Raw genomic sequence first — 25,371 nt, forward strand, 5'->3', positions numbered from 1 at the left:
AAGGCGAGGGCCACAGCCTCATCTGGTCGCGCCCCAACCGCCGCAACGGCGAGTGAACTGGCCAACGCCTCGCCCGGTATCGGGCGAGGCGTCTTCTGCCGGTGACCCGCGGAGGCTTTCCGCACCGCCGGCCGCCATCACCGGCCTTCCTGTCATCGGATGCCTTGCTTGATACGCGATGGCGCGATGATGGTTGAGCACTGCTACCGCCCAGTGGTGCGCGTGCGATGGCGCCACTCCTGAATGCTCTTGGTGGTGCGAAATAGCGCCCCTCAATTGCGCACCTGATCACCGTCCCCACGCTCCTCCATCCTGGCCATCGATCGCCGTTCAATCGCGACGACGCCAAGGAGACACCCGATGAACACCGACGCAGCGCCATTGCCGCCGCGCTACCTGCGCACTTCGGAAGCAGCGCATTTCCTCAGTCTTTCCGCGCGTACGCTGGAGAAACACCGCACCTACGGCACCGGGCCTGCCTATCGAAAACTCGGCGGCCGCGTCGTCTACGCCGTCGACGACCTCCAGGCCTGGGTCCAGCGCGGCGCAATGACGTCGACATCGGACCCGCAAGGCTCTGTGCTGCCCGCCAAGCCTCAAGCCGCCCGCCTGATCGCCTATGCCGGGCGCGAAAGGCGTTGACCCGGCTGATCTCCCCTATGTCTGCAGGACCACGCCTGCCGTCGGAACGTGGACAGCTTGATCTGTTCCACGCTCTGCCCGGTGTCGTCGCGCCACGCGATGCGCAGGACCTCATGGCCTATCCCTTCTTCTCGCTTGCCAAATCCAGGCGCATCGCGCCGATCGATTTTCGCGCTAGCGATATCGCTATCCGTGTCGAAGCCATGCCCGACCACGGCATGGCGACGATCTGGGATGCCGATATCCTGATCTGGGCCGCAAGCCAGATCGTCAACGCGCGGGACGCTGGATTGCGCACGTCGCGCCTGATGGCCGCGACGCCATACGAAATGCTCACCTTCGTCGGCCGCGGTGTCTCGAAGCGAGACTATTTGCGCCTCAAGGCGGCGCTCGACCGCCTGCAGTCGACAAGCGTCGTCACCTCCATCCGCCAGCCCGCCGAAGGCCGGCGGCATCGCTTCTCGTGGATCAATGAATGGCAGGAGCGTTTCGATCGAAACGGCCGCCCGCTTGGCGTCGAATTGATTTTGCCGGATTGGTTCTATCGCGCCGTCATGGATGACGCGCTGATCCTGACAATAGACCGGGCTTATTTCGGGCTGACGGGCGGCCTGGATCGGTGGCTCTATCGGCTGGTGCGCAAGCATGGCGGACGCCAGCGCGCTGGTTGGCGTTTCGACATCCGGCACCTGCATCAGAAGTCCGGCAGCCTCTCGCCGCTCAAGCGCTTCGCCTTCGAGCTGCGCGATATCGTGCGCCGCCAACCTTTGCCTGGATATCTGCTGTTCACGGAGGTCGAAGCCAGCGGCCGTGTGCTGCTGGCGTTCGAGCCGGCGCCCGCGCCTGTTGATAGGGTCGTGCCATCGGGAACCCGCACTATCGTGCCATCGGGAACCGCATCCTCGTGCTTTCGGGAACCGCGATCGGCCTTAAGGGACGGGCCGGCAACGGAAAATCGCGCTCTTAACTTAGAGTCTAACTCTCAATCTAACAGTCTTGCGCGCAAGCCGCGGACTGACGGTTGGGAGCAGAAGCGGCGGTGGGTTGGCCGGCGCGCGGGAGACGACACATGACGTCGTCTGCCCAATCGACGCCACGCGGCGACCTCACGACGGTCGAGCTGATCTGGATCGAGAAGCGGATCGAGCATCGCATCCGCTTCGGACGTCCTGCCGATCAGACGATCATCGACAAGCGGCGCCGCGTCGTCGGATTTGCGCCAGGCCGTGTTTTTGCGATCGTGCGCTGGGCGGCGAATGACTTCGGCACTGTCATTTCGCGCATCGACATCGTGCGCGCGGTCTTGCCCGATCAAGGTTATCAGACGCTGCCTTACATCAGGCCAGGCGGCGAGATCCTGCTCAAGATCGCCGGTTGGGACAAGGTTGAGCGGGTTCTTCAACGGATCGACGCGATCGAGGCGATCGGTCTCGATCCGGCCGAAGCCGCACCGGACTATTGGCGTCAGACCCACAACCGTCTCATTGCCGGCGCAACGCCGCGTGCCTATTCGCTCGAGCAGCACCGCGCCTTTCTGCTGCGCAAGCGGGTGACCTCATGAACCGCGCCGCCTGCATAGCCGCGGCACTTGCGGCCGTCCTCGCGACCGTCGCTCCGGCTGTTGTGGAGATGCCGCCGCTGCTGCTGTGGAACGCGTCGGCCAGCGCGCCGCTTGGGCTCTATGCGATCAGGAAAATGACTGTTCCAACGGCTGGCGCGCTCGCTGTCATCGAACCGCCAGACAAGGTCGCTCGGCTCGCCGCCAAGCGTGGCTACCTTCCGCTCGGCGTGCCGATGCTGAAACACATCGAGGGACTGCCCGGGCAGCAAGTCTGCCGCGCCGGTCGCGTCATCGCGGTGGACGGGCTTGCGGTGGGCACCGCACTGGAGCGCGACCGCAAGGGACGCGCGCTGCCCAAATGGCAGGGCTGCCGCATCATCGCCGGCGCCGAAATCTTCGTCATGAACCGGAAGGTCGAGGACAGTCTCGACGGCCGCTATTTCGGCCCGTTCCCGGCGAGCTCGATCGTCGGAGCCGCGCTGCCGCTTTGGACCGACGAGCGGGGCGATGGCCACTACACCTGGCTCGCATCGACAAACTGAAATTCAGTCCAGCCAACAAGAGAAGGAGATCATCCATGGCCGAGATCGGCGTCTTCCACAAATCAGAATCGGGTTATTCCGGACGCATTCGAACGCTGCTCGTGGATGCCGAGCTGATGCTCGTGCCGACCAAACTATCTGACGGCAAAGCGCCGGATTTTCGCATCCACATCGGCGACCGCAGCGGCCCCGAGGTCGGCGCGGCCTGGAAGGAAACCGGGCAAACGGCTGGCGATTACCTGTCTTGTCGGCTCGACGACCCGCTGTTTGGCCGGCGCTTTCGCGCCGGTCTCTTCCGATCCGACAACGGCTCCTGGTCGCTGCGCTGGATCCGGCCGAAATCGCGGCCGGAGCGTGCTCGATGAGCGGGCCATCGGCGCCCAAATGTGCGAACGGAAGCCGCTCCGTCAGTCGGTTGCCTGGTCGGCGGGAAGCACTTTGCCTTATCGGTGGCATGCTGATCTTGTGTCACGCAACGACGGGGGCCTTCGCACAATCGGCGCCGGTCTCCCGCAAATCCGCGGACAATCCCTATGCCGCGCCTATTGCCGAGGCGTCGCATCGCTTCCGTGTTCCCGAGCGCTGGATACGGGCAATCATGCACCTCGAAAGCGCCCGCGACCCGCGCGCCGTGTCGCGAAAGGGGGCTCTGGGCCTGATGCAGATAATGCCTGCAACCTTTGCCGAGCTGCGCGTTCGTCACCAGCTCGGCCGCGATCCCTATGACCCGCGCGACAACATCCTTGCCGGCACCGCCTATCTTCGCGAGCTCTATGATCGATACGGTTCACCCGGCTTTCTCGCCGCCTACAATGCGGGGCCAGGGCGTTACGAAGCCTCCTTGAAGGGCCGTTCGCTGCCGGCTGAGACGCGAGCTTATGTGGCGATGCTTCGCCCTTTCTGGGGCGGCGGTGGTGCACCCGGCGCGCTCACCGCCGGTCATGCTGAGGCCGGCAGCTGGAAGGTTGCACCGCTGTTCATAGTGCCATCCAGGTCCATGGTCGCTTCCGGTCTTCCGGCCGGCGAAGACGCTTCCGTCGAGGTTTCGTCTTCACCGTTGGTCCGCAAACTTTTCGTGGCCGGCTCGCTGGCGCGCGAACTGTTCGCCAGGCCCGAAGCCGGAACCCCCGCACAATGACGGCGACTTGTCCAAATCGTGCCGGGGCGTCGTCCTGGACGTCAGGGCGTACGGAAAGGCGAGAGCACGAGGCAACAACCGAGGGATGGCAGGATAAAAGGGCGCACATTGCGCGCCGGTCGGGGGGGTGTTCTTGCTTGATTTTCTGGCGCGTTGCGCACATTGCCGGCCATCCGCGCAATGTGTATGGAGCAGCCAAGGTATTGTACTTATGTTTCTTTTTCCACATTGCGGTACCGCGCCATGGCTGATGAGCGCGAGTTTCGCATTCGACCCGGACGTATCCGCTCCACGCGCGCCCAGCAGGCCCGCCCCTTCATCGCGCAGGTGTTGGCCGCGGCGAAAAAGGCCGGCGGCGGTGTTTCGCGCTCGGGCCGGATTGTACAAGCAGGCCGCTCGCGCTTTGGCCGCGGTCAGCGCGCCAGCATCCAGGCCAACCGCCTCATCACCTCGCGGTCGCGCGGCGCCGTCGTCAAGGCTCGGGTCGTCCGTCATTCCGTGCGCGCCGCTCCACTTGGCACCCACCTCACCTATCTGCGCCGCGAGGGTGTCAGCCGGGACGGGGAGAAGGGGCGTCTGTTCGGGCCGGGGACGGAGAATGCCGATGGCGCGGAATTCGCTGCGCGCGCCAAGGACGATCGTCACCATTTCCGCTTCATCGTCTCGCCGGACGATGCTCTCGAAATGGCGGACCTCGAAGTCTTCACCCGCGATCTGGTGGGACAGATGGAGAAGGACCTCGATACGCGGCTTGACTGGGTGGCGGTCGATCACTGGAACACCGAGCATCCGCATATTCATCTGATCGTGCGTGGGGTTCGTGAAGACGGCCAGGATCTGGTCATCGCGCGCGACTACATCAAGGAAGGCATGCGCGACCGGGCTCGCGATCTGGTGACCCAGGAACTCGGTCCGCGCAGCGATCTCGATATCCGCCACGGGCTCGAAAGCCAGATCCAGTCCGAGCGGTGGACGCAACTCGATCGGCAGTTGCTTCGCGACAGCCGTGACAACGGGATCATCGATCTCGCGCCATCTCGCCTAAGGCAACCGGACGAGTATCACGCTCTGAAAATCGGTCGCCTGCGCAAGCTCGAGACCCTTGGTCTTGCCCAGCAGGCCGGGCCTGGCCAATGGGCAATCGATGAACGGGCCGAAGCAACACTGCGCGAGCTTGGTGAGCGCGGCGACGTCATCAAGCGCATCCACCGCGCGATGAGTGCGGCTGGCATCGAGCGTGGCTCAGCCAACTATGTCCTGGCCGCGGAGAGCCTGGAGACGCCGGTGATCGGCCGGCTGGTCGATCGTGGGCTCGATAACGAATTGATCGGCACGGCCTATGCCGTGGTTGACGGCGTCGACGGACGCACCCACCACATCAAGCTCTCCGATCTGGAGGCGGCCGGCGACAGCGTACCGGGATCGATTGTCGAGCTGCGAAAATTCGATGATGCGCGCGGTCAACGCCGGGCCGCGCTCGCCGTGCGCTCCGACCTTGGAGCGGATCAGCAGATCACGGCATCGGGTGCGACCTGGCTCGACCGTCAGGCAATCGCGCGCGAACCGGCCGCCCTGGCCGAGGCCGGTTTCGGCGCCGAGGTTCGCGAAGCCCTCGACCGGCGCGCTGAACATCTCGTCAAACAGGGGCTGGCGGAGCGGCAAGGCAGACGCATCATCTTCACCCGAAGCTTGCTCGATACACTGCGGCGGGCGGAACTGGAGACGCTTGGCGACAGGCTTGCGGCCGACACGGGTCAGCCCTTCAAGCGCGCCGCCAGCGGAGACTTTGTTGCCGGCGCCTATCGCCAGCGTTTGTCACTCGCCTCCGGCCGTTTCGCCATGATCGACGACGGGCTCGGCTTCCAGCTCGTCCCCTGGACGCCCTCACTTGAAAAGCATCTCGGCCAGCACGTCTCCGGTGTCGCACGTGGCGACGGCGGCATCGACTGGAGCTTTGGCCGCAAGAACGGTCTCGGCCTCTGACACTGGAAGAAAGGAACAACCATGTCCGCCACGAAAATCCTGTGGGGCCAGATCCTCACGGTCTTCCTGATCGTCCTGGCGACGACCTGGGCGGCGACACAATGGACCGCGTGGCAACTCGGTTTCCAGATGGGGCTCGGTCCGCCCTGGTTCGAGATCGCCGGGTTGCCTGTCTATTATCCGCCCGCTCTGTTCTGGTGGTGGTATTTCTACGACGCCTACGCGCCTTCTATCTTCGTGAAAGGCGGATTGATCGCCGTGTCCGGTGGCTTCCTTTCGATCATCGTTGCCATCGGCATGTCGGTGTGGCGGGCGCGCGAAGCCAAGACTGTCCAGACCTACGGGTCGGCGCGCTGGGCCGGAAGGCAAGAGGTGGAGGCAGCCGGCCTAATCGATAACGATGGTGTGGTGCTCGGGCGCTATGATCGCCATTATCTGCGTCACGACGGGCCAGAGCATGTGTTGTGCTTCGCCCCGACCCGATCCGGCAAAGGCGTCGGTCTGGTGGTGCCTTCGCTTCTGACCTGGCCGGGCTCGGCGATCGTCCACGACATCAAGGGCGAGAACTGGCAGCTCACCGCGGGCTTTCGCGCTCTGCACGGTCGCGTGCTGCTTTTCGATCCGACCAATTCGAGATCGTCGGCCTACAACCCGCTTCTGGAAGTTCGCCGTGGAGAATGGGAGGTCCGCGACGTGCAGAACATCGCCGACATTCTCGTCGATCCGGAAGGGAGCCTGGAGAAGCGCAACCATTGGGAGAAGACCAGTCACGCGCTGCTGGTCGGCGCGATCCTGCATGTTCTCTACGCCGAGCAGGACAAGACGCTCGCCGGCGTCGCGGCCTTCCTCTCCGATCCGAAGCGCCCGATAGAATCGACGCTTGCGGCGATGATGAAGACCGCGCACCTGGGTGATGCCGGCCCGCATCCGGTCATCGCCAGTGCGGCGCGCGAGCTGCTCAACAAATCCGACAATGAACGCTCGGGTGTGCTCTCCACCGCGATGTCCTTCCTCGGTCTTTATCGCGATCCGGTTGTCGCCGGCGTGACCCGGCGCTGTGACTGGCGAATTTCCGACATCGTCGGGGGGAGGCAACCAGCAACGCTCTATCTCGTCGTGCCGCCTTCGGACATCAACCGGACCAAACCGCTTATCCGCCTCATCCTCAATCAGATCGGTCGCCGCCTCACCGAGGACCTGACTACCAAGACAAGCCGCCACCGCTTACTTCTGATGTTGGACGAGTTCCCGGCGCTGGGCCGCCTCGATTTCTTCGAGAGCGCGCTGGCTTTCATGGCCGGCTATGGCCTGAAAAGCTTTCTCATCGCGCAGTCGCTCAACCAGATCGAGAAGGCTTATGGCCCCAACAACTCGGTCCTCGACAATTGCCATGTCCGCGTCAGCTTCGCCACAAACGACGAGAGAACCGCCAAGCGTGTCTCAGATGCACTCGGCACGGCAACCGAAATGCGGGCGATGAAGAACTATGCCGGTCACCGGCTTTCGCCCTGGCTCGGGCATCTCATGGTATCGCGGCAAGAGACTGCGCGGCAGTTGCTCACTCCTGGCGAGATCATGCAGCTTCCGCCGACTGACGAGATCGTCATGGTGGCGGGCGCGCCGCCGATCAGGGCCAAGAAGGCCCGGTATTACGAGGACGCCAGTTTTAAGGAGCGCGTGTTGCCGCCACCCGAACTGGCGCGGTCGCAAAAGGCCGAGCCTGACGACTGGAGCCACTTGCCGATCCTGGCTCACTCTGAGGCGACACAAGTCTCCGGAACGCTACAGCAGGGCGATGGCGATCCAACGGGATCGGAGCGCCGCCTGCAGGCAGAACTCAATCGGGTGCAGGCGGTCGAGAAGGCGGCGCCCATTGAGAATGAATTCGAGATGGAACCGGCTGACGATGCCGACGACGATGATGCCGTCCGCAACCGACGCCTGGCGCGCCTCGTGCAGGGCGTTGCGCGGCAGGTTTCCCTGGACCCCGATGACGGCATGGAGTTGTAGGCGTCATGACGGCTCGCAAAAAAAAGGTGCAGATCTCCGTCTATCTCGATCAGGCCATCATGACGATGCTTGGCGATTATGCGGCGCGGCGTGGTCAACCCCAATCCATGATTGCGGAAGCCGCACTGGCTTCGTTCCTGTCGCCGGATGCGGATGCACGCCGCGAGGCTGCTATCGCCAAACGCCTCGACCAGGTCGACCGCCGCCTGGCCAGGCAGGAGCGCGATATCGGCATTGCGGTCGAGACACTGGCGGTGTTCGTCCGTTTCTGGCTGGCGACAACGCCGGCGTTGCCCGAGCCCGCCGCCCAAGCCGCGCGCGCCAAGGCGGCCGAACGCTACGATGCCTTCGTCACGGCCCTGGGCAGGCGCCTGGCGAAGGGGCCGAAACTGCGACAGGAGATTTCCGAGGATATCAATCCGATGGACAACAGCGGAAACCAACCCTGACGCATTGCAGGGCCAATAAGCGGCTAGCGCGGAGCCTGATGGCCATGCTCTTCATGATGATGGGTATACTCGACGCCTCTGGCGGTCAGGCGACGACAATGTTGTTGCAGCGATGATGACGATGATGATCAGCCGCGGCAACAGGATGGGCGAGCAAGTCCCGGCAGCCGGTCCGTCGCACCTCGATCAATCGATGGCGTCAGCCTTGTTGTCGGCGAGGAGAGCCGCCCGCTTGCCGATAGCCGACTTAACCGAGTCGACCAGCTGTTCAGGAAAGCCACGGGGCAGCAAGATGAACACCTCGTCGGCCTGCTTCTCCACGTTTTCAGCAATGTCGTCGAAAATCCTGCGCATGACAGGGCTACCCACACCGGCAATGTCAGCGGTCTGCAGGAAGTGGCGTGGCATGATGTCAGGTATCGAATAGTGCCTGTTCTTGCCGACCGACATGGCCAGTTTGAATTTTTTGCGCGGAATCTGTCCGGTATCAAGGCTGGGCTGCGCGGTCAGCACGTCGTAAAGCGGCGTCATGCGGAATCGTCCGCCAGGGCTGAGGAAAATACTGAAATTCTTGGCGTGGCCGTCGGTCGCGCCAATCAGCCAAAACAAGATGCAGGTGCGCAAGAAGGTGGCGATGTCTTCATCTGGCGTATCGCTACCCTTCAAGAGCTCGACAATCTCGCGCATGCCGGGACCGCCATCCGACTGGTACTTGCGCGTCGGCGGCACTGACAGTGCTTGACAGATATCCTCCTGCGGCAGGCGCAGGAGGCGGCCGTCGCGGGCCCACAGCCGGTCAAAGCGTTCTACGATCAGCGTGCGGCGCTTGCCGAAGTCAGCCATCTGGGCCTGGGCGGCGGGAACGCCAAACGCTTGCAGCAGCTTAAGGCACAGATACTCGTTCTCGACGCTGTTGGAGAGATCGATGCCGTTCGGCAGCCGGCCGATCTGCGGCTTCAGGATATGGGTGGTCGCTGCCGTGCCGATCGGTTTGAACCAGCCTCCGTCCTTGCGCAGCAGTGCGGTCTTTTCCTGCGCGCCGGCAATCGAGATGCGAAAGTCCTCATCCTCGCCGAGGCCGAGCGGAGCGGCAGCAAGGTTCTCAAGGATTCCGGCGACGTCCTGGTTGCTGACCGGCTTGCCTTCGACACTGCCGGGAGGGCCTGGATCCATGCCATCAGGCAGGAATTGCAACGCGCCGACGCAGTCATGGCCGAGCGCAGCCAGCATGCTGTAGGCATCCGTGCCGTCGGCGCCGACGCGTTCGGCAACACGCCTGCGTATGGCGTCATTGTCCGGAAGCAGGTTGTCGAAGACGTTGGTCACCGGCGTGCCGATATAGCGGTCTTCCCGCAAAGGAAGCGAGAGTGAGATCGGGAAGGTGCCGCGCCAGTCCAGCCATTGGCGGGCGTATTGGAAGTCGATGGCGCCCGTCGATTCCCTGCGCAGTACGCCCACTAGGCGCCCGTTCAGGAAGACATTCAAGGGGATGTGAGCCCGTCGCCGTGCCATTAGAACAGGTCCTCAATATCAGCAGAGCTGCCTTTGCTGCGCGCGCGCACGACGAGTTCAAGGTCGAGAGCGGAGAGGGCGGCCATCAAGGTGCGGAGTTGCATCGCAGGCTCGCCGGCCTCGAGGCGGGAGACCGTACCCTGGCGCAGGTGGATCTGGTTGCCGAGCCTGCCTTGCGTGAGCCCGGCGTTCTTGCGGGCGCGGCGCAGGATGGCTCCTAGTTGTTTTTCGTTGCGAGCGATCTGGTCTGTCATGATGGGTCTCCACGCCCGTAATATACGCGATCGCGTATTAGCCGTCAATATACGAGGTTGCGTATAAATCGGTGATATACGCGATCAGGTATATAAGGAAGATATACGCGATCACGTATGATGTCGGTCAGCTGGCAGCGGCGGTCTTGGCCCCAGCTGAAACGAGACGAGACATTCTTGATGCTTTGTGAAGCACATTTCGCCGCTCAGTTGGGAACACATCAACCAAACTGGCATCTACACCTAGGATACGGAACTTCAGATGCCGGACCGCTACGACGAGACGCGTCCTGAAAACCGTGTATTCCTTGCTCACTCGCGATTCATTGCCCCTCGGCGAGGATCAAGATTCTTAAGCGACACGAGCGTCTGCCCGAGCGGCTACGCCTCGAGTTACTTTCTCGAGGTCGGCGTGGGGAATGGGAGGTCCGCGACGTACAAAACATCGCCGACATCCTGGTCGATCCCGAAGGCTCGCTTGAAAGGCGCAACCCTTGGGGAAACACGAGCCACGCGCTGCTGGTCGGTGCGATCCTGCATGTGCTCTATGCCGGACCGGACAAGACCCTGGCGACGTCGCGGCATTCCTGTCCGATCCGAAGCGCCCGATAGAATTGACATGGCGGCCATGATGACGACGCCGTACCTGGGGAGGGCGGTCCGCACCCGGTCATCGCCAGCGCGGGCCGCCGGCGCTAGCGCGGGGCCGCCCGCGCTGTTGATGCCAGCTGGGTACTGTTGCTGATGGCGTTCAGTTGGCGGCTCCGCACAATTGCGACGTCGTCAATCCAGGCGGCACGTTCTCCGTGGGGCCAAATCCGTACTTCGCCATGATGGTGGCGATCGTGCCATTCGACATGACCTTCGCCAGACCCTGATTGTAGAGGTCGCGCAGATCGCCATCGTCCTTCCTGAACGCGATCGCGATGTAGCTGATCGACTTCTCGTCCGTCGTAAACGGACTGGCGCGCTCCAGATCGGGGCTCTTGTTGCCGGCAAGCAGCCCGATCACCGTCGGGGAAGAAAACAGAGCCGCGTCGATGCGGCCGGCGCGCAGTGCCGCGATGTTGGTCTCGATGTCGGGGAACTGCAGGATGCGGTCCTCCGGCACACCCTCGGTGATGGCGTTCTTGATGACATTGCTGCCGCGGCCGCCGCCCATGATGGCGTCGGATTTCTTGGCAAGATCCGCATAGCTGTGGATCGCCTTGGGGTTGCCGGCGAGCACGATCCCCGCGTCGTCGGACCTCAGGTCGGGAGCGCCGAAGGCGACCTGCTGACATCGCTCCGGCGTTATCGACAGGCCCGATGCGACGGCATCGAAACGGCCGGCCATCAGGCCAGGGATCAACGCGCCGAACTCGGTGACCTTGAAGTCGACCTGTTTGACGCCGAGATCGGCAAAGGCGGCCCTGAGAAGATCCGGATGCCAGCCGAGCAGCTCGCCGGTTCCCTCCTTTTTGTAGCCCCATGGCGAGCGGTTGTGGATGCCGATGACGATCCGCCCTTCCTTCAAGACGCGTTCTTTCGTGGTCTGTGCCGTTGCCGGCAGCACTGATCCAACAAGCGCGGCATAGGCGATGCAGGCCAGGCCAATCGCAGCCGATCGGGCTCGAAATTTCATCGGTGGGGTCCTCCCATGAGTTTGAGTTGCGCGAAGGCGTCCCGCCTCAGCCGCTCAACGCTACGGTCGGATGCGGTGCTTCGTCAATCTATATGTACAAAATATGTACTATATTGCGGACGGATTGGAGGGTGGATCAGGCCTGGCCGCTCGAGGAGATACACGCCCGACGTGAATTGCGATCGGGTGACGTGGTGTCCCAACCTTGCTTCCGCCGCTGAAGCTTAACCGACGCCGAATGGCCGGTCGCCTAGACAGGCAAGACTTCCGAGCGCTTGACCTGGCCGAGCGCGAAGCTGCTTTCGATCGAGGCGATGTTTTCCAGCCGCGTCAGCTTGTCCTTGATGAACCGTTCGTAGGCCTCCAGGTCGCGCACCACGATGCGCATGAGGTAATCGCGCTGGCCTGTCATCAAATAGCAGTCGACAACCTCCGGCCAGCGCAGCACCGACTGAGAGAAGCGGTCGAGATCGTCCTCGCGTTGCCGTTCAAGCTTGATTGAGGCGAACGCGCTGATCGGCAGGCCAAGCTTTTTCTGATCGAGCACCACGGTGTAACCTTTGATGACGCCGGCCCTCTCCAGGAGCCTGACGCGCCGGGCGCAAGGTGAAGGCGAGAGACCGATGGCTTCAGCGAGGTCGTTCGTCGTCGCCTTTGCGTTCTTCTGCAATGCGGCGATGATTTTAAGGTCGATTGCATCGAGCGTCGGATTTGGCACGTTTCCCTCGTCTGGACGTCATTGTTGGCTGGATCAGCCAATATCATTGATTTTCTTGCGTAAGAATAGCCACTTCTGAGAGGCCTTGCCCGCTATCGTTGAGCCGCGATTTCACGGGAGCCGACGATGACGATCCTTTCCGAGCTTGAACGCAAGGTTCTGTGGCTGGCTGTCTGGATGATCCATCATGCCAATCATGTCCGCGGGTCGGAGGACGGCCTCAAGGTCGGCGGACACCAGGCGTCCTCGGCGTCCGCCTCGACCTTGATGACGGCGCTCTACTTCCAGATTCTCAGGCCTGAAGATCGCGTTGCCGTCAAGCCGCATGCGAGCCCCGTCTTCCATGCCATCCAGTATCTGTTCGGCAAGCAGACGCTTGAGCAGTTGCAGAATTTTCGCGGCTATCGCGGCGCACAGTCCTACCCGTCACGAACCAAGGATATCGACGATGTCGATTTCTCGACCGGGTCGGTCGGACTGGGCGTGGCGCAGACCCTGTTCTCCTCCCTGGTCCAGGATTACGTCAGGGCAAAAGGCTGGATTGCGGACCGGCCGAAAGGCCGGATGATCGCCCTTCTCGGCGACGCCGAAATGGATGAAGGCAATATCTTCGAGGCTCTTCTTGAAGGCTGGAAGCACGGCCTGCGCAACACCTGGTGGGTCGTCGACTACAACAGGCAAAGTCTTGATGCGGTGGTGCGCGAAGGACTGTGGCAGCGCTTCGAGTCCATTTTTCGCAACTTCGGCTGGGATGTGGTGATCCTGAAACATGGCACCTTGCAAAAGGCAGCCTTTGAGGAAGAGGGCGGCGAAAAGCTGCGGTCATGGATCGATGCATGCCCCAACCAGCTCTATTCGGCGCTGACCTTCCAGGGCGGCGCTGCATGGCGCCGGCGTCTTCTCGACGACCTCGGTGACCAGGGACCGGTGACCCGGCTGGTCGAGAAGCGCAGCGACGAAGACCTCGCCGCCTTGATGGCAAATCTCGGCGGCCACGATCTGGCGAGCATCGTCGATGCCTTCGAGCAGGCGCGCGGGCATGATCGTCCGACCTGTTTCATCGCCTATACGATCAAGGGCTTCGGCCTGCCGCTGGCAGGCCACAAAGACAATCACGCCGGATTGATGACACCGGCGCAAGTCGAGGCGCTGCGGCAAGCCATGGGTGTCCGCCAGGGGCGTGAATGGGACATGTTCGAGGGCCTTGCATGCGATGAGGCCGCGATCCGGTCCTATCTGGCGTCGTCGCCTTTCGCGCAGGCAGCTACCCGTCGCCATAAAGCCCCGGCCGTATCCGTGCCGGCACAAATACCCTGGCGCGCGCAGGTCTCCATGTCGACACAGCAGGGCTTCGGCCTTCTGATGCATGAGATCGCCAAGTCAGACAGCGAATTTGCAAAGCGTGTGGTCACCACGTCTCCGGACGTCACGGTCTCGACCAATCTCGGCGCCTGGGTGAACAGGCGAGGCCTGTTCGCGCGGGGCGGCCAGGCGGACCTCTTCCGTGAAGAACGCATACCCTCCACCTTCAATTGGACGTTTTCGCCGTCGGGACAGCATTTCGAACTGGGCATCTCGGAGATGAATCTCTTCACCATGCTGTCGGCGCTGGGTTTGTCGCACTCGCTTCACGGCGAGCGGCTGCTTCCGGTCGGCACGCTCTACGATCCTTTCATCGAGCGTGGCCTCGATGCGCTGAACTATGCCTGCTATCAGGACGCGCGCTTCATTCTGGCGGCCACGCCCTCCGGCGTGACGCTGGCGCCTGAGGGTGGAGCGCATCAGTCGATCGCCACGCCGCTGATCGGCATGGCGCAGGACGGCCTGGCGGCATTCGAGCCGGCCTATGTCGACGAGCTGGCAGTCATCCTGCGTTGGGCGTTCGACTACATGCAGCGCTCCGGCGAGGCCGAGCCCGACGACCAAACCTGGCTACGCGATCGCACTGGAGGTTCGGTCTACCTCAGGCTCTCAACGCGATCGGTCGAACAACCCTCTCGCCAGATGGAGGATATGCTGGCGCGCGCCATCGTCGACGGCGCCTACTGGTTGCGCGAGCCCGGGCCGAATGCCGCTGTGGTGATCGCCTATTCGGGAGCTGTCGCGCCGGAGGCGGTGCAGGCGTTGGGGCTGATGGCCGGAGACCGGCGCGATGTCGGGCTTCTGGCCGTGACCTCGGCCGATCGGCTGAACGCCGGCTGGTCGGCCGCGGCGCGGGCGCGCCAGTATGGCCATCCGCGCGCCACAAGCCATGTCGAGCGCCTGCTGGCTGGCCTCCCGGCCTCGTGCGCCCTCGTGACGGTGCTGGACGGACACCCCGCGACGCTCGCCTGGCTGGGATCGGTCCATGGCCACCGCACGCGCGCGCTCGGCGTCGAGCATTTCGGCCAGACCGGTACGATCGCGGATCTCTACCGGCATTACGGGATCGATGCGCAAGGTATCATGGCAGCAGCGCAATCGGTTTCGGCCGGCCGGCCGCTGCGGCACCTTGGCTCGGCCGCCTGACGATCCGCCAGCATCGCCTCGCGCCTGCTGGTACGGTAGGAGGCCGTCAATACCGGAATTCCTTGAGAGCCGCTGCCGATCGTCGGCGCCATCTTCCCGCATGGCGAGAAAAGCCTGGGGGAGATGAAAATGGCCGAGGCCGGCGATGTCATGAGCCGTGAAGCGCTGCGGTCGCCGGTGGGAACAGCGACGGCAATGGCGCATCACGGCGAGCTCATCCAGGGCGTCTTCAAGGATGATGGCGGGCGCCTTCATCGCGGGCTCGTGACGCTGCCGATTGCCGGCTTAAGATCCGAGGCAAGCTTCGCCAGGAGCGACGGCGATGCGGTCGTTGTCCACCCCGATCATAAGGTCAAGGCGGCGGCTGCCGCGCGCCTCACGCTCGATTTTCTGAACGTCACTGGCGGCGGCGAGCTGACACTTCAAAGCTCAATCCCTGTGGGGCACGGCTACGGCTCATCGACGGCTGACGTTGTCGCTTCCATTCGCGCTGTCGCCGCAGCCGTCAGCATCCAGCTGCGGGCGTCGAGCATCGGGCGTCTGGCCGTGGCTGCCGAGCGCGCCAGCGACGCGATCGCGTTCGATGAGCACGCAGTGCTCTTCGCGCAACGGGAAGGCACGGTGATCGAGAATTTTGGTGGCTCCCTGCCGCCGCTGCTCCTGGTCGGGTTCAAGGCAAATGGCGGGGTTCCGGTCGACACATTGCAGCTGCCGCCTGCACGCTACGACAGTACCGAGATCCAGGAATTCGGTGTGCTTAGGGCGCTGGTGGCGCGGGCGGTTTGCCTTCAGGATCCCTATCTTCTCGGACGTGCCGCCTCGGCCAGTGCGGTGATCAGTCAACGGCACTTGCCGAAACAGGGCTTCGGCGAGATCGCCGACATCGCCAGGCGAGCCGGGGCGTGCGGGGTGCAAGTCGCCCATAGCGGTTCGCTGTTTGGCCTGATTTTCGATCTTTTCACATCGAATCTGAAGCGACGGGCGGCCCTCGTCGCGCAACAGATAAGACGTGCCGGCTTCAAGGATGTCGAAGTTCACTTGGTCAACGCGGAGGGCTGGACATGGTGACCTTCGACGTGGACTATTTCAGGGACCTTGAGACCCCGCGCCTTGCTCTGCTGGCGCCCAATCTCGTGGCCGCTGCGTTCCCGCTGATGAAGCTGATGCCGGCCCGCTACATTCTGGATCGGGCAGCGTCGAATGGCGAACTGAAGGCCGGCTCCCATATCGTCGAGACGACGTCCGGCACATTTGGAATGGCGGTGGCGCTGCTGGCGGCGGCGCGTGACTATCGCCTTACGCTCGTCACCGCTTCAACGCTGATCGATGCCAAATACAAAGCCCGTCTGGAGCGAATCGGCGCGACGGTTATCGCCCTTGACGATCCGCGCGGCGATGGCAATCAGCCGGGCCGGCTGGAGCACCTCAAGGAAATCCTGGCGAAGGAGCCGGATGGCTTCTGGACCCGCCAATACGACAGCCCGGGCAATTGGCTTGCCTATGCGCGGCTGGCCGAACTCTTTGTCCGGGCCATGGGCAGGGTTGACTGCCTGGTCGGCTGCGTCGGCACGGGAGGCTCGCTATGCGGCACCGCCTCCTTTTTGCGAACTGTCTTTCCCCACCTGATGGTGTTTGCCGTCGATACCCATCGCAGCATTCTGTTCGGGCACCCTGTCGGCAAGCGCATGCTGCGGGGCTTGGGCAACAGCGTTCTGCCGAAAAATGTCAGACATGAGCTTGTCGACGAGATCCATTGGGTTGGCGCCTACCCAGCGTTTAGGAGCGCGCACCGCCTGCTGCGCGAGCATGGCATCTTCATGGGGCCGACCAGCGGCGCCGCCGCCTTGGTGGCGCAATGGGTTGCAACGACGCTTCCTGACGCGCAGGTGGCGGTCATCATGCCGGACGAAGGCCATCGCCATGCCGAGACCGTCTACAACGATGAGTGGCTTGCGGCGCTGCCTGGCTGGCCCTGCGACGAACCGTCGGAGCCGAGGACGCTGACGACAATCGCACCGGCCGAAGAGACGCAATGGACGCGCTTTCTTTGGCTGCGTCGCAGCCTCGGTGATGTGCTGAAAACGCAGGCGGCAGGCGAAGTGCCAGCGGCTGTTGGTGCCGCGGAAAATCTATGAAACGAGATCCAGCCCGTTTTTGTCGAGCCAGCGCCAGGCGTCGTGCGTCGTCTGGAAGATCTGGTCGTGTTCGTTCGATCCAACGGAGCGATCGAGGTCCTTGAGGCCGCTGGCTGTTACGACGGCAACGACACGGTCTGTGGCTGCGATGACACCTTGGTCCTTCAACGTCGATATCGCTATCAGCGGCGTGACCGAGGCCAGTTCGGCAAAGATACCTTCCTCCCGCGCAAGACGTTCCTGCATCGCGATCAGGCCGTGATTGCTGATGGGGACGGCGTTGCCGCCGGATTCACGCAGGGCCTTCAAGGCCTGAAAGGTGCTGCGTGGCGTGCCGATCGATACGGCAAGGCTGTCGAAGAGCATCTTGCGTTGACTCAACACATCGGCGCCGCTGGCCAGAGCGTGCGCCAGCGACCCATGCACCTCTGCTGCGACCAGACGAGGCAGGCGCGTGATCGACCCTGCCGCGAACAGCTCGCAAAAGCCAGCCCACACGCCGGACAACGCATCGCCATAGCAGACCGGCAGGACGCACCAGTCTGGCGCCGTGCCATGCGATTGCTCGACGATCTCATAGGCGATCGTCTTGTAGCCCTCGATGCCGAGTGGATGGCTGCCGACGACCGGACCGTGATAGGGCGATGCGATGAACCAGTCGTAACGGGCGGCCGCCTGTTCAAGCAGCGACCATCGGTCCATTTTGTTGACCAGGGGCAGGACCGTCGCGCCATATTTTCGGATCTGCGCCAGCATCGCGCCGGCCGACCCCGCGAAAGTGGTGACGACGCATTTCAGTCCAGCTCGAGCGGCGTAGGCCGCCAGCGAAGCGCCGGCGTTTCCCGATGAGGCGGTCGCGACAATTTTCGCGCCACGCGCGCGCGCCACGCTGACCGCGATGGTCGAGAAGCGGTCCTTGTGCGACCAGGTCGGGTTTCGGCCTTCGTCCTTGATTGCAAGGTCGGGCACGCCCAGAAACGCGCCGATGCGCGGCGCGGCAAGCAAAGGTGTCAGACCCTCGCCAAGGCTCACCGCCTCGGCTTCTGTGCAAGGCAGCATATGCGCAAAACGCCACAGCGAGCGCGAACTGGTGGCGCCGTCAAAAGGATGGAGGTGCGGGACCGCATAAACCGGACGAAGATTTGCCGGAGCGGTGTCTTGGCAGCGTGGGCATCCCCTGGAGTCGATGGTGACGTCCGCAGGGCAGGAAGCGCCGCATCGGATGCAGACGAACTCCAGGACCCGATCTGCGCCCATACCAGGTGGCTTTTGCTCGCCCGAGAGATGCACGGACATGTTGTGTGCGAGGTCGCGAAACGGCCGGCTCGCCATGGCTATTCCTTATTCAGGAAACGAGGAATTCGCTTGTTGTTTCAACAGCCCGCAGCACGGCTGTCAATGCGGAATGTGCACTATAGTGTGTCGCACCATAGTGCGCGTCGTAGCATCCGTTGTTGGATGAAACTTCGCGGCGTTTTTGGCCTGAACGTGCAGCGGCTTCGCAGAGAGCGAAAACTCTCTCAGGAGCAGTTGTCTTTCGTTTCGGGCCGCACGCGCGCCTATATCAGCAGCGTCGAAGCCGGACGGCGCAGCGCCACGCTTGATACAGTCGAAATTCTGGCCAAGGCGTTGAATGTCGAGCCGCAAGAGTTGGTTTCAGCAAACCCGGCAAATAAGCGCGCTGTTCGGGTGACGAATCCGGCCGCCTCTAAGTCGAATGAATGAAGCCGGACTTCCGCAATTCAGCGCTGGCCTGATTTTCACTTATCTCGTCTTTGTGATACGTGATTGACTCCTTTAGTGTACATTCGATGCAAGTCCCATTGAAGATGGTGTCTAGACAGCCATAGGTGGTTCTGCGGGGTAGGGCCTGACTTTGGTTGAGGTCTTCCAATGGAGAACGAAACTGTTGTCGACCTTTTTGCGGCGATCACGAAGATCGACACTGCGCGGTCGGCTGATGCAATCCTTCAAGAGTTCCGCTTAGCCATGGGGCGTTACGGATTGCGCAATTTTCTGATCACAGGACTGCCCGTGCCGCACGATACGGACTGGCAGCGTGAAATCCTGGGCGATGGCTGGCCTATCGATTGGTATCGGCGCTACGTCTCCGAGGATCACTTTTTGCACGATCCTTGCGTCGCGCAGTGCCGGCACTCGCCGGAGCCCTTCCTGTGGCGCGAGCTTCCGGCCGCAAGGCTGTGTGCACGCGCGAAGCTGGTCATGGACGAAGCTGCCGAGTTCGGGATGAAAGAAGGTATCTGTGTACCCATTCACGTGCCTCTGGCGGGCCCAAGTGTGGTCACTGCGGCGAGCGACCGGATGGACGTGCCGCCGAGCGCCATGCCCCTTATCGAGACGGTTTGCGTGCATACCTTTCGCAGCCTCTCAGGACTGGGAACACCCGGCGATGGCGAAGAGCCCACGCCCTTGACGGCGCGCGAGCGCGAGCTCCTGGAGTGGAGCGCGCAGGGCAAATCCACCGATGACATTGCTTGTATCCTTGGTGTCACCAGGAACACGGTTGAAAGCCATCAGCGCAACATTCGAGCAAAGCTCGACGCGATCAATGTCGCGCATGCCATCGTCAAGGCGCTGCGACGACAGGAAATCCAGATTTAGCAATACCTGAATACCGTCATACGTACCGCAAGTCCGTTTTCCTACGACCCTCCGCCTGGAGGCGTCATGGTTCGTATACATCTGGTCACTTGGGACAACAGGAAGCACTACAGGAAAGTTCTGGAGCGCTACTTTCGGATACGCTACGAGATTTACGTCAAGCAGAGGCGATGGCGCGCCGTCGCCCGTCCCATCAACATCGAGATCGACGCCTTCGACAACGAGCATACACTTTATGTTCTGGCGCTTGATATCAACGGCAAGATCGTAGGCGGTTCCCGTCTCGTCCCGACGCTGGAGCCGCATCTCATGAGCGAAGTGTTCCCGGTTCTCGCCGGCGGCAGGCCTCCGCGAGCGGCTGAAATTTTCGAGTGGACGCGTTTCTTCGTCGTTCCGTCGCTTCGTACGCACGGCACGCCGTCGCCGATCGCCGGCTTGGTTCTCTGCGGTCTGCTCGAGGTCGCTCAACGTCTGGGGATTCGACAGATCAGTGTGGTGTGCGAGACATTCTGGCCAAAACGGTTGCGCGCGCTCGGCTGGACGCTGACCGAGCTCGGTGACGTTCTCGGACATCCCGATGGCGATATCATCGGCTTGCTCATCGACGTCACGCCCGAGGCTGTTGAACAGACGCGCCGCGCTTACGGCATCAGCGGCGTCATACTTGCCGACAACATCTAGGCTCGTAACCAGGCACCTGCGGGAAGCCCGCGAGGACTCAATCGCGAGGGGTGTATTGTCATCGCGCCCATTTGCGCGGTAGTCAGCCCTATGATGTGTCGAAGCCGGTTGATGGACTCATGAAGCCGCTGGTCCTGATCGCCTCGAAGGACCCGGATTTTTTCCTGGTCTTCGGCCACATACTTTCGGTAGCGGGCTTCGAAACACAGCTGATCACGGGAGACCGGGAAATCGCACGTGCCATCGCGGCGACAGCCCCGCTTGCCATAATCATGGACTGCCATGCGGGCGACCGTGCAATCGTCAAGCAGTGCAGCTGGCTGAAGTCCACCGCCGCAACCAAAGCGACGCCGGTCGCGAGCCTGGTTGCCCCGCGCTCCGGCAGGCTGCATCTGGACTTGATCAAGGCTGGCGTCGACGAAATATTTTCCCGGCCGTTCGCCCCCGAGAAGCTGCTGACATGGCTGCACGGCAAGGCGGGGATGACGAAGCTTTCACGCGAAGCGGACGCGGGCGAGTTGGTGCAGGGCGATTTTCGGCTCGAGCGACAGACCCACCGGACATTCTTCAAGCAAACAGAGATCGTGATGCCACCGATCGAGTTCAAGCTTTTGCGCAGCCTTTTGGCGCAACCTGGCAAGGTCTGGAGCCGCGAGGAGCTGGTCGCGACGGCATGGCCTGAACATGCCGCTGCAACCGACGTGCGGGGCGTCGACGTCCATATAGCCAGGTTACGCAAAAGGCTTCGGGCGTCCGTGGGAAGCGATGTGATCCGGACCGTCCGCTCGGCAGGCTACGCCTTCGCGCCGGACTGGTGATCTGCCGGGCGTGCAGCGCTCCTGCGCGGGTGCCGGCACGCCGGTCGACAGGCGCCTCATCTCAATGGCTCAGGATGGTGTTCAGGAATAGCCGCGCGCGTGGGTGAGCGGCCGCTGAGAAAAACTCTTTGGAAGAGGCGCGCTCGATGATGCGGCCGTCGTCCATGAAAACGATCTCATCGGCGACTTCGCGTGCAAAACCCATTTCATGCGTCACGCAGACCATGGTCATGCCGGTTTTCGCGAGCGCGATCATGACGTCGAGGACTTCCTTGATCATCTCCGGGTCGAGCGCGGAGGTGGGTTCGTCGAACAGCATGATTCGCGGATTGAGGCAGAGCGCACGCGCGATCGCTACCCTTTGTTGTTGACCACCCGAGAGCTGGGCCGGGTAGGCTTGCGCTTTTTCGGGGATGCGCACCGCCGTCAGATGCTGCGTGGCGATCTCTTCGGCCTCCCGGCCGGATTTCAGGAGAACCCGTCGCAGCGCCAGCGTGCAGTTGGCAAGCACGGTGAGATGCGGAAAGAGGTTGAAGCTCTGGAACACCATGCCTGTCAGCTGGCGCGCCGTCGCCGTGTCCCGGGCATTTCTTCCCAGTGCTATCCCGTCGAGCTGGATCGTTCCCTTTTGAAAAGGCTCAAGACCGTTGCAGCAGCGGATCAGCGTCGATTTGCCCGAGCCGGAAGGCCCGCAAACGACGATGCGTGTGCCCGCGCGGATCGTCAGATCAATATCTTTCAACACGTGCAGGGCACCGAACCATTTGTTGAGGCCATTGACCCGGAGATGCGCGGTGGTTTGAAAGGAGGAGACTGGAAGCGGGACTTGAGCGCGCATCAGCGACGTCCGGATGCAAGCAGGCGCTGCTCGACACGCTTTACGCCATAAGCAACGATCAGCGCCAAGGCGAGAAACAGGATGCCGGCGACGGTGAGCGGCTCCGCGTATCGATAGGTTTCAGACGCGATATCGAAGGCGCGGCCGAGCATTTCGGGTACCGCCAGGATCGCGAGATAGGGCGTGGCCTTGAGGATCGAAACGAGATAGTTGCCCAACGGTGCGGCGACGTTGCGCAACATTTGCGGCGCGATAATGAAAACGACCGTGTCGCGGCGGCTGAGTGACAAGGCTCTGGCTGCTTCCTGTTGGCCCTTCGGGATCGCGTCGATGCCCGCCTTGAACACCTCCGCCAGATAGCCGCTGTAATACAGGCTCAGCCCCAGTATGCCGACCGTCATGGCGCCAAGCCGGATGCCATAGAAGGGCATGACGAAATACAGGAAATAGAGCCAGGCCAGAACCGGTGTCGAGCGGATGAAGTCGATCAGGAAGCGGACGGCGAGGCCAGGCGCACCGCCGCCGCGGCGGATCATCTCGAAGGTGAAACCAAGCGCCGAAGCGCCGAGGCAACTCAAGACCGTGGCCAGCAGAGTCGCTCTGATTGCCCCGATAATGGTCGGAATGGTCGAAAGGGCGAAGTCTAAGTTAAATCCCACCAGGCATTCCTCTTTCAGGATTTGACCCGCGCCTCGAGCCAGCGGCCGGCGAGTGCGATCGGGTAACACACGACGAAGAAGGCCAGCAGCAGCGCTGAGTAGATCGCCGCCGGATCATATTCGGTCTGCGCGATCTCCTTGGCCCGGAAGGTCATGTCCGTCAGCGTGACCAGCGAGACGAGGGACGTCGCCTTGATGAGCTGGATAAGGTTGTTGACGAAGGTGGGGCTCATGGCGACCAAGGCCTGCGGCAGCTCAATCAGAAACAGGATCGCCAGGCGCGAGAGGCCGAGCGCCATGCCCGCCTCGCGTTGGCCGACGGGAAGAGATTGCAGTCCGGCGCGCACCGCCTGGCTGGCGTAGCCGCCGGTGTTGAGGCCGAGCACCAATGCACTGACGGTCAGTGCCGATAAGGTGACCCCCATCACCGGCAGCACGTAGTAAAAGACGAAGAGCAGGACCACCACCGCGGAACTGCGCCAGAATTCAATCACCGCGGTGACCAGGAAGCGGGTCATGCCGGTGGTCAGAAACTGCGCGACGCCGAAGACAAGCGCGAAGGGGATCGCAAAGACCAGGCCATAGGCCGTGACCTCCAGGGTGATGCCCAGCCCCTGCAGAATGCCTAGCCAGATCTCGAACATGTTCACGAGGTGCCCCCTATCTTTGCTGGTAGGGGTGCCGACGATGTCATTATGGTTTCGGCGTGCCTCAGGTAGGCGGCTTTGTGCTCACAAATCGCGTCCTTCGGACCGGACCTCATGGCAATTCTCCGCGCGGTGGAAAGAACGATCGCCTTTCCGGAGAGGCTATCGGCGGCTTTCACATAAACCCGGCGAGAGTCGTCTGTCAATAAACATGAACATTTTGCTGCGAAAGTTCATATTCGAGCTGCGGCGAAGGCGCAAAGACGTCGGCTTGGAGCGCGATGACCGTCGGCGCCGCCGTTGGCCGGTCATTTTACGCTACGCTACGACGACCGCTGAAAGCCGTTGAATCGGACTGCTCCAAGGCTCTTTTGATCGTCCCCGACCGGGCGTTGTTCAACGCGTTCCCGGCCAGAACGGGGACAGTATGGCTATCTCGCACAATGATGCCGAAGGACGCGTGCGCAGCTCGCGCATGCTGCGCACCGCGCTTGGACCCGCCATCGGCCGGTTTCTCGACGATCCCGCGATCGTCGAGGTCATGCTCAACCCGGATGGCCGCATCTGGGTGGATCGGCTTTCGGACGGTCTGGCCGATACAGGGGAAATGCTGGCGCCGGCCGCTGGCGAACGCATTGTGCGTCTGGTCGCCCATCATGTCGGCGCCGAGGTCCATTCCCGTTCTCCACGCGTCTCGGCCGAGTTGCCGCGGACCGGCGAGCGTTTCGAGGGCCTGTTGCCGCCCGTGGTGGCCGCGCCGGCCTTCGCAATCCGCAAGCCCGCCGTTGCCGTGTTCACGCTCGATGACTATGTCGCGGCGGGCACAATGTCGGCCGGCCAGGCCGCGATATTGCGTGCCGCGGTTGCCGTGCGCGCGAACATCCTCGTCGCCGGCGGCACGTCGACTGGCAAGACGACGCTCACCAATGCGCTGCTTGCCGAAGTGGCGAAAGGGACGGACCGGGTCGTCCTCATCGAGGATATCCGTGAACTGCAATGCGCCGCGCCCAACCTTGTCGCAATGCGCACCAAGGACGGCGTCGCCACGCTTTCCGACCTGGTTCGCTCGTCTTTGCGCCTGCGGCCCGACCGCATCCCCATCGGCGAGGTGCGCGGCGCCGAGGCCCTGGATCTGTTGAAGGCGTGGGGCACCGGGCACCCTGGTGGCATAGGCACCCTTCATGCGGGCTCCGGTATAGGCGCGCTGCGCCGTCTTGAGCAGCTCATCCAGGAAGCCGTCGTCACCGTGCCGCGTGCGCTGATCGCCGATACGATCGGGCTTGTCGCTGTGCTCGCCGGACGCGGCAACGCGCGGCGGCTTGTCGAACTGGTCAGGGTCGAGGGTCTCGGCGCCGACGGCGATTACCGCATTGCTGAAGCCGCCCCGATCAACACAGGAGAAAATTCATGATCCGCCTGCTTTCGCGCTGCCGCACCGGCCTGGCCGCGGCCAGCGTCGCAATTGCCGTCAATCTCGTGGTCGCTCCGGTCGCCCATGCGTCCGGATCCTCGATGCCGTGGGAACAGCCGCTCGAAAAGATCCTGCAGTCGGTCGAAGGACCGGTCTCCAAGATCATGGCCGTCATCATTATCATCGTCACCGGCCTGACGCTGGCCTTCGGCGACAGCTCCGGCGGCTTCAGGCGGCTCATCCAGATCGTTTTTGGTCTCTCGATCGCCTTTGCGGCGTCTAGTTTCTTTCTGTCGTTCTTCTCGTTCGGCGGCGGGGCATTGATCTGATGGCGGCCGCTCTCGAACAACTCGACGCCGTGCCGGGGTGGACGGTGCCTGTCCACCGGGCGCTGACCGAGCAGATCCTGCTTGGCGGCGCGCCGCGCGGGATTGCGATCCTGAATGGCACGCTGGCGGGCGCCGTCGGTCTCGGACTGCGGCTGTGGCTTGCCGGTCTCCTCATCTGGGCAATCGGACATGCCGCGGCGGTATGGGCCGCCAGGCGCGACCCGCTCTTTTTCGAGGTTGGACGCAGGCACCTGCGGCTGCCCGGACATCTGTCGGTTTGAGGGCGCCGC

At 62.8% G+C, this 25,371-nt stretch carries 27 protein-coding genes and 1 pseudogene; 20 read left to right on the plus strand and 8 right to left on the minus strand.

The window, feature by feature from the left end; genetic code table 11:
• Positions 1-360 precede the first annotated feature (360 nt).
• The 9 genes from LB541_RS27075 (at position 361) to LB541_RS27115 (ending at position 8,325) form a co-directional block, all read left to right on the plus strand.
• Positions 361-642: a helix-turn-helix transcriptional regulator gene (locus LB541_RS27075; RefSeq protein ID WP_140671290.1), complete on the plus strand. Its 282-nt coding sequence runs from the start codon at positions 361-363 to the stop codon at positions 640-642.
• A gap of 17 nt (positions 643-659) precedes the next feature.
• On the plus strand, positions 660-1,715 hold the full coding sequence (locus tag LB541_RS27080) for a replication initiator protein A (RefSeq protein ID WP_140671383.1): 1,056 nt from the start codon (positions 660-662) through the stop codon (positions 1,713-1,715).
• On the plus strand, positions 1,712-2,203 hold the full coding sequence (locus LB541_RS27085) for a DUF2840 domain-containing protein (RefSeq protein WP_140671292.1): 492 nt from the start codon (positions 1,712-1,714) through the stop codon (positions 2,201-2,203). Before LB541_RS27080 ends, LB541_RS27085 begins: the two co-directional genes overlap by 4 nt.
• Positions 2,200-2,745 (plus strand): S26 family signal peptidase, encoded by a 546-nt coding sequence (locus LB541_RS27090; RefSeq protein ID WP_140671294.1) that lies wholly within the window; start codon positions 2,200-2,202, stop codon positions 2,743-2,745. The genes LB541_RS27085 and LB541_RS27090 overlap by 4 nt, the downstream gene beginning before the upstream one ends.
• A gap of 35 nt (positions 2,746-2,780) precedes the next feature.
• Complete coding sequence (locus LB541_RS27095; protein ID WP_140671295.1) at positions 2,781-3,110, plus strand: DUF736 domain-containing protein; 330 nt, start codon at positions 2,781-2,783, stop codon at positions 3,108-3,110.
• 89 nt (positions 3,111-3,199) lie between these two features.
• On the plus strand, positions 3,200-3,883 hold the full coding sequence (locus tag LB541_RS27100; protein ID WP_411969822.1) for a lytic transglycosylase domain-containing protein: 684 nt from the start codon (positions 3,200-3,202) through the stop codon (positions 3,881-3,883).
• A 243-nt stretch (positions 3,884-4,126) separates the two neighbouring features.
• Entirely contained in the window at positions 4,127-5,866 is a 1,740-nt protein-coding gene (locus LB541_RS27105) for a relaxase/mobilization nuclease domain-containing protein (protein ID WP_140671299.1), read from the plus strand.
• Positions 5,867-5,887: 21 nt separating this feature from the next.
• Positions 5,888-7,876: a conjugal transfer protein TraG gene (locus LB541_RS27110; protein WP_140671301.1), complete on the plus strand. Its 1,989-nt coding sequence runs from the start codon at positions 5,888-5,890 to the stop codon at positions 7,874-7,876.
• Between the two features lie 5 nt (positions 7,877-7,881).
• Complete coding sequence (locus LB541_RS27115; protein WP_140671303.1) at positions 7,882-8,325, plus strand: CopG family transcriptional regulator; 444 nt, start codon at positions 7,882-7,884, stop codon at positions 8,323-8,325.
• Positions 8,326-8,511: 186 nt separating this feature from the next.
• Here the strand turns inward: LB541_RS27115 and LB541_RS27120 are convergent, their stop codons facing one another.
• Together LB541_RS27120 and LB541_RS27125 are read right to left on the minus strand one after the other, a co-directional pair.
• Entirely contained in the window at positions 8,512-9,837 is a 1,326-nt protein-coding gene (locus tag LB541_RS27120; RefSeq protein ID WP_140671305.1) for a type II toxin-antitoxin system HipA family toxin, read from the minus strand.
• Complete coding sequence (locus tag LB541_RS27125; RefSeq protein WP_140671306.1) at positions 9,837-10,091, minus strand: helix-turn-helix domain-containing protein; 255 nt, start codon at positions 10,089-10,091, stop codon at positions 9,837-9,839. Before LB541_RS27125 ends, LB541_RS27120 begins: the two co-directional genes overlap by 1 nt.
• 408 nt (positions 10,092-10,499) lie before the next feature.
• On the opposite strand from LB541_RS27125, the pseudogene LB541_RS27130 reads away from it, so the two are divergent.
• A pseudogene (locus tag LB541_RS27130) lies at positions 10,500-10,781 on the plus strand (type IV secretory system conjugative DNA transfer family protein); the annotation flags it as partial.
• A gap of 61 nt (positions 10,782-10,842) precedes the next feature.
• Here the strand turns inward: LB541_RS27130 and ehuB are convergent.
• On the minus strand, positions 10,843-11,715 hold the full coding sequence (gene ehuB / locus LB541_RS27135) for an ectoine/hydroxyectoine ABC transporter substrate-binding protein EhuB (RefSeq protein WP_140671308.1): 873 nt from the start codon (positions 11,713-11,715) through the stop codon (positions 10,843-10,845).
• A gap of 250 nt (positions 11,716-11,965) precedes the next feature.
• On the minus strand, positions 11,966-12,433 hold the full coding sequence (locus LB541_RS27140) for an Lrp/AsnC family transcriptional regulator (RefSeq protein WP_140671310.1): 468 nt from the start codon (positions 12,431-12,433) through the stop codon (positions 11,966-11,968).
• Between the two features lie 126 nt (positions 12,434-12,559).
• Between LB541_RS27140 and LB541_RS27145 the strand changes: the two genes are divergently transcribed.
• From LB541_RS27145 to LB541_RS27155, 3 genes are all read left to right on the plus strand, one after another.
• Complete coding sequence (locus LB541_RS27145) at positions 12,560-14,941, plus strand: transketolase (RefSeq protein WP_224619994.1); 2,382 nt, start codon at positions 12,560-12,562, stop codon at positions 14,939-14,941.
• A gap of 129 nt (positions 14,942-15,070) precedes the next feature.
• A complete protein-coding gene (locus tag LB541_RS27150; RefSeq protein WP_224619996.1) occupies positions 15,071-16,009 on the plus strand; it encodes a kinase in 939 nt (312 codons plus the stop codon).
• On the plus strand, positions 16,003-17,076 hold the full coding sequence (locus tag LB541_RS27155; protein ID WP_224619998.1) for a PLP-dependent cysteine synthase family protein: 1,074 nt from the start codon (positions 16,003-16,005) through the stop codon (positions 17,074-17,076). Before LB541_RS27150 ends, LB541_RS27155 begins: the two co-directional genes overlap by 7 nt.
• Here the strand turns inward: LB541_RS27155 and LB541_RS27160 are convergent.
• Positions 17,071-18,333, minus strand: coding sequence for a threonine synthase (locus LB541_RS27160; protein WP_140671385.1), 1,263 nt, complete (start codon positions 18,331-18,333; stop codon positions 17,071-17,073). The genes LB541_RS27155 and LB541_RS27160 overlap by 6 nt on opposite strands.
• Positions 18,334-18,534: 201 nt before the next feature.
• Between LB541_RS27160 and LB541_RS27165 the strand changes: the two genes are divergently transcribed.
• From LB541_RS27165 to LB541_RS27180, 4 genes are all read left to right on the plus strand, one after another.
• Positions 18,535-18,801, plus strand: a complete 267-nt coding sequence (locus tag LB541_RS27165) for a helix-turn-helix domain-containing protein (protein WP_224620000.1) — start codon at positions 18,535-18,537, stop codon at positions 18,799-18,801.
• Positions 18,802-18,969: 168 nt separating this feature from the next.
• Complete coding sequence (locus LB541_RS27170) at positions 18,970-19,698, plus strand: LuxR family transcriptional regulator (RefSeq protein ID WP_224620002.1); 729 nt, start codon at positions 18,970-18,972, stop codon at positions 19,696-19,698.
• Positions 19,699-19,764: 66 nt separating this feature from the next.
• A complete protein-coding gene (locus LB541_RS27175) occupies positions 19,765-20,379 on the plus strand; it encodes an acyl-homoserine-lactone synthase (protein WP_140671320.1) in 615 nt (204 codons plus the stop codon).
• A gap of 119 nt (positions 20,380-20,498) precedes the next feature.
• Entirely contained in the window at positions 20,499-21,197 is a 699-nt protein-coding gene (locus tag LB541_RS27180; protein WP_140671322.1) for a winged-helix domain-containing protein, read from the plus strand.
• 61 nt (positions 21,198-21,258) lie between these two features.
• Here LB541_RS27180 and LB541_RS27185 read toward each other — a convergent pair whose 3' ends face one another.
• From LB541_RS27185 to LB541_RS27195, 3 genes are read right to left on the minus strand one after another with little or no spacing between them, the layout of a single operon-like run.
• Positions 21,259-22,035 (minus strand): amino acid ABC transporter ATP-binding protein, encoded by a 777-nt coding sequence (locus LB541_RS27185; protein WP_140671323.1) that lies wholly within the window; start codon positions 22,033-22,035, stop codon positions 21,259-21,261.
• On the minus strand, positions 22,035-22,694 hold the full coding sequence (ehuD, locus tag LB541_RS27190) for an ectoine/hydroxyectoine ABC transporter permease subunit EhuD (RefSeq protein WP_140671325.1): 660 nt from the start codon (positions 22,692-22,694) through the stop codon (positions 22,035-22,037). The genes LB541_RS27185 and ehuD overlap by 1 nt, the downstream gene beginning before the upstream one ends.
• Before the next feature lie 14 nt (positions 22,695-22,708).
• A complete protein-coding gene (locus LB541_RS27195; RefSeq protein WP_210241281.1) occupies positions 22,709-23,338 on the minus strand; it encodes an amino acid ABC transporter permease in 630 nt (209 codons plus the stop codon).
• A 430-nt stretch (positions 23,339-23,768) separates the two neighbouring features.
• Here LB541_RS27195 and trbB point away from each other — a divergent pair, with 430 nt between their 5' ends.
• Genes trbB through LB541_RS27210 form a run of 3 tightly spaced genes read left to right on the plus strand, consistent with a single transcriptional unit; the run spans position 23,769 to position 25,362 of the window.
• Positions 23,769-24,752, plus strand: coding sequence for a P-type conjugative transfer ATPase TrbB (gene trbB / locus LB541_RS27200; protein WP_140671327.1), 984 nt, complete (start codon positions 23,769-23,771; stop codon positions 24,750-24,752).
• Entirely contained in the window at positions 24,749-25,081 is a 333-nt protein-coding gene (locus LB541_RS27205) for a TrbC/VirB2 family protein (RefSeq protein ID WP_140671329.1), read from the plus strand. Before trbB ends, LB541_RS27205 begins: the two co-directional genes overlap by 4 nt.
• The gene (locus LB541_RS27210; RefSeq protein WP_140671330.1) at positions 25,081-25,362 is read left to right on the plus strand and encodes a VirB3 family type IV secretion system protein; all 282 of its coding nucleotides are present in this window, start codon (positions 25,081-25,083) and stop codon (positions 25,360-25,362) included. The genes LB541_RS27205 and LB541_RS27210 overlap by 1 nt, the downstream gene beginning before the upstream one ends.
• The last annotated feature ends 9 nt before the right edge of the window (positions 25,363-25,371 follow it).

The sequence above is a fragment of the Mesorhizobium sp. BR1-1-15 genome, assembly GCF_020165475.1.
In the GTDB taxonomy this organism is placed as follows: Bacteria; Pseudomonadota; Alphaproteobacteria; order Rhizobiales; family Rhizobiaceae; genus Mesorhizobium.

Bases quoted from the DNA above. Each gene is read 5' to 3' on its own strand.
- LB541_RS27075 (WP_140671290.1), top strand. From the start codon at position 361: ATGAACACCGACGCAGCGCCATTGCCGCCGCGCTACCTGCGCACTTCG.
- LB541_RS27080 (WP_140671383.1), top strand. From the start codon at position 660: ATGTCTGCAGGACCACGCCTGCCGTCGGAACGTGGACAGCTTGATCTG.
- LB541_RS27085 (WP_140671292.1), top strand. From the start codon at position 1,712: ATGACGTCGTCTGCCCAATCGACGCCACGCGGCGACCTCACGACGGTC.
- LB541_RS27090 (WP_140671294.1), top strand. From the start codon at position 2,200: ATGAACCGCGCCGCCTGCATAGCCGCGGCACTTGCGGCCGTCCTCGCG.
- LB541_RS27095 (WP_140671295.1), top strand. From the start codon at position 2,781: ATGGCCGAGATCGGCGTCTTCCACAAATCAGAATCGGGTTATTCCGGA.
- LB541_RS27100 (WP_411969822.1), top strand. From the start codon at position 3,200: ATGCTGATCTTGTGTCACGCAACGACGGGGGCCTTCGCACAATCGGCG.
- LB541_RS27105 (WP_140671299.1), top strand. From the start codon at position 4,127: ATGGCTGATGAGCGCGAGTTTCGCATTCGACCCGGACGTATCCGCTCC.
- LB541_RS27110 (WP_140671301.1), top strand. From the start codon at position 5,888: ATGTCCGCCACGAAAATCCTGTGGGGCCAGATCCTCACGGTCTTCCTG.
- LB541_RS27115 (WP_140671303.1), top strand. From the start codon at position 7,882: ATGACGGCTCGCAAAAAAAAGGTGCAGATCTCCGTCTATCTCGATCAG.
- LB541_RS27120 (WP_140671305.1), bottom strand. From the start codon at position 9,837: ATGGCACGGCGACGGGCTCACATCCCCTTGAATGTCTTCCTGAACGGG.
- LB541_RS27125 (WP_140671306.1), bottom strand. From the start codon at position 10,091: ATGACAGACCAGATCGCTCGCAACGAAAAACAACTAGGAGCCATCCTG.
- ehuB (WP_140671308.1), bottom strand. From the start codon at position 11,715: ATGAAATTTCGAGCCCGATCGGCTGCGATTGGCCTGGCCTGCATCGCC.
- LB541_RS27145 (WP_224619994.1), top strand. From the start codon at position 12,560: ATGACGATCCTTTCCGAGCTTGAACGCAAGGTTCTGTGGCTGGCTGTC.
- LB541_RS27150 (WP_224619996.1), top strand. From the start codon at position 15,071: ATGGCCGAGGCCGGCGATGTCATGAGCCGTGAAGCGCTGCGGTCGCCG.
- LB541_RS27155 (WP_224619998.1), top strand. From the start codon at position 16,003: ATGGTGACCTTCGACGTGGACTATTTCAGGGACCTTGAGACCCCGCGC.
- LB541_RS27160 (WP_140671385.1), bottom strand. From the start codon at position 18,333: ATGGGCGCAGATCGGGTCCTGGAGTTCGTCTGCATCCGATGCGGCGCT.
- LB541_RS27165 (WP_224620000.1), top strand. From the start codon at position 18,535: ATGAAACTTCGCGGCGTTTTTGGCCTGAACGTGCAGCGGCTTCGCAGA.
- LB541_RS27170 (WP_224620002.1), top strand. From the start codon at position 18,970: ATGGAGAACGAAACTGTTGTCGACCTTTTTGCGGCGATCACGAAGATC.
- LB541_RS27175 (WP_140671320.1), top strand. From the start codon at position 19,765: ATGGTTCGTATACATCTGGTCACTTGGGACAACAGGAAGCACTACAGG.
- LB541_RS27180 (WP_140671322.1), top strand. From the start codon at position 20,499: ATGAAGCCGCTGGTCCTGATCGCCTCGAAGGACCCGGATTTTTTCCTG.
- LB541_RS27185 (WP_140671323.1), bottom strand. From the start codon at position 22,035: ATGCGCGCTCAAGTCCCGCTTCCAGTCTCCTCCTTTCAAACCACCGCG.
- LB541_RS27195 (WP_210241281.1), bottom strand. From the start codon at position 23,338: ATGTTCGAGATCTGGCTAGGCATTCTGCAGGGGCTGGGCATCACCCTG.
- trbB (WP_140671327.1), top strand. From the start codon at position 23,769: ATGGCTATCTCGCACAATGATGCCGAAGGACGCGTGCGCAGCTCGCGC.
- LB541_RS27205 (WP_140671329.1), top strand. From the start codon at position 24,749: ATGATCCGCCTGCTTTCGCGCTGCCGCACCGGCCTGGCCGCGGCCAGC.
- LB541_RS27210 (WP_140671330.1), top strand. From the start codon at position 25,081: ATGGCGGCCGCTCTCGAACAACTCGACGCCGTGCCGGGGTGGACGGTG.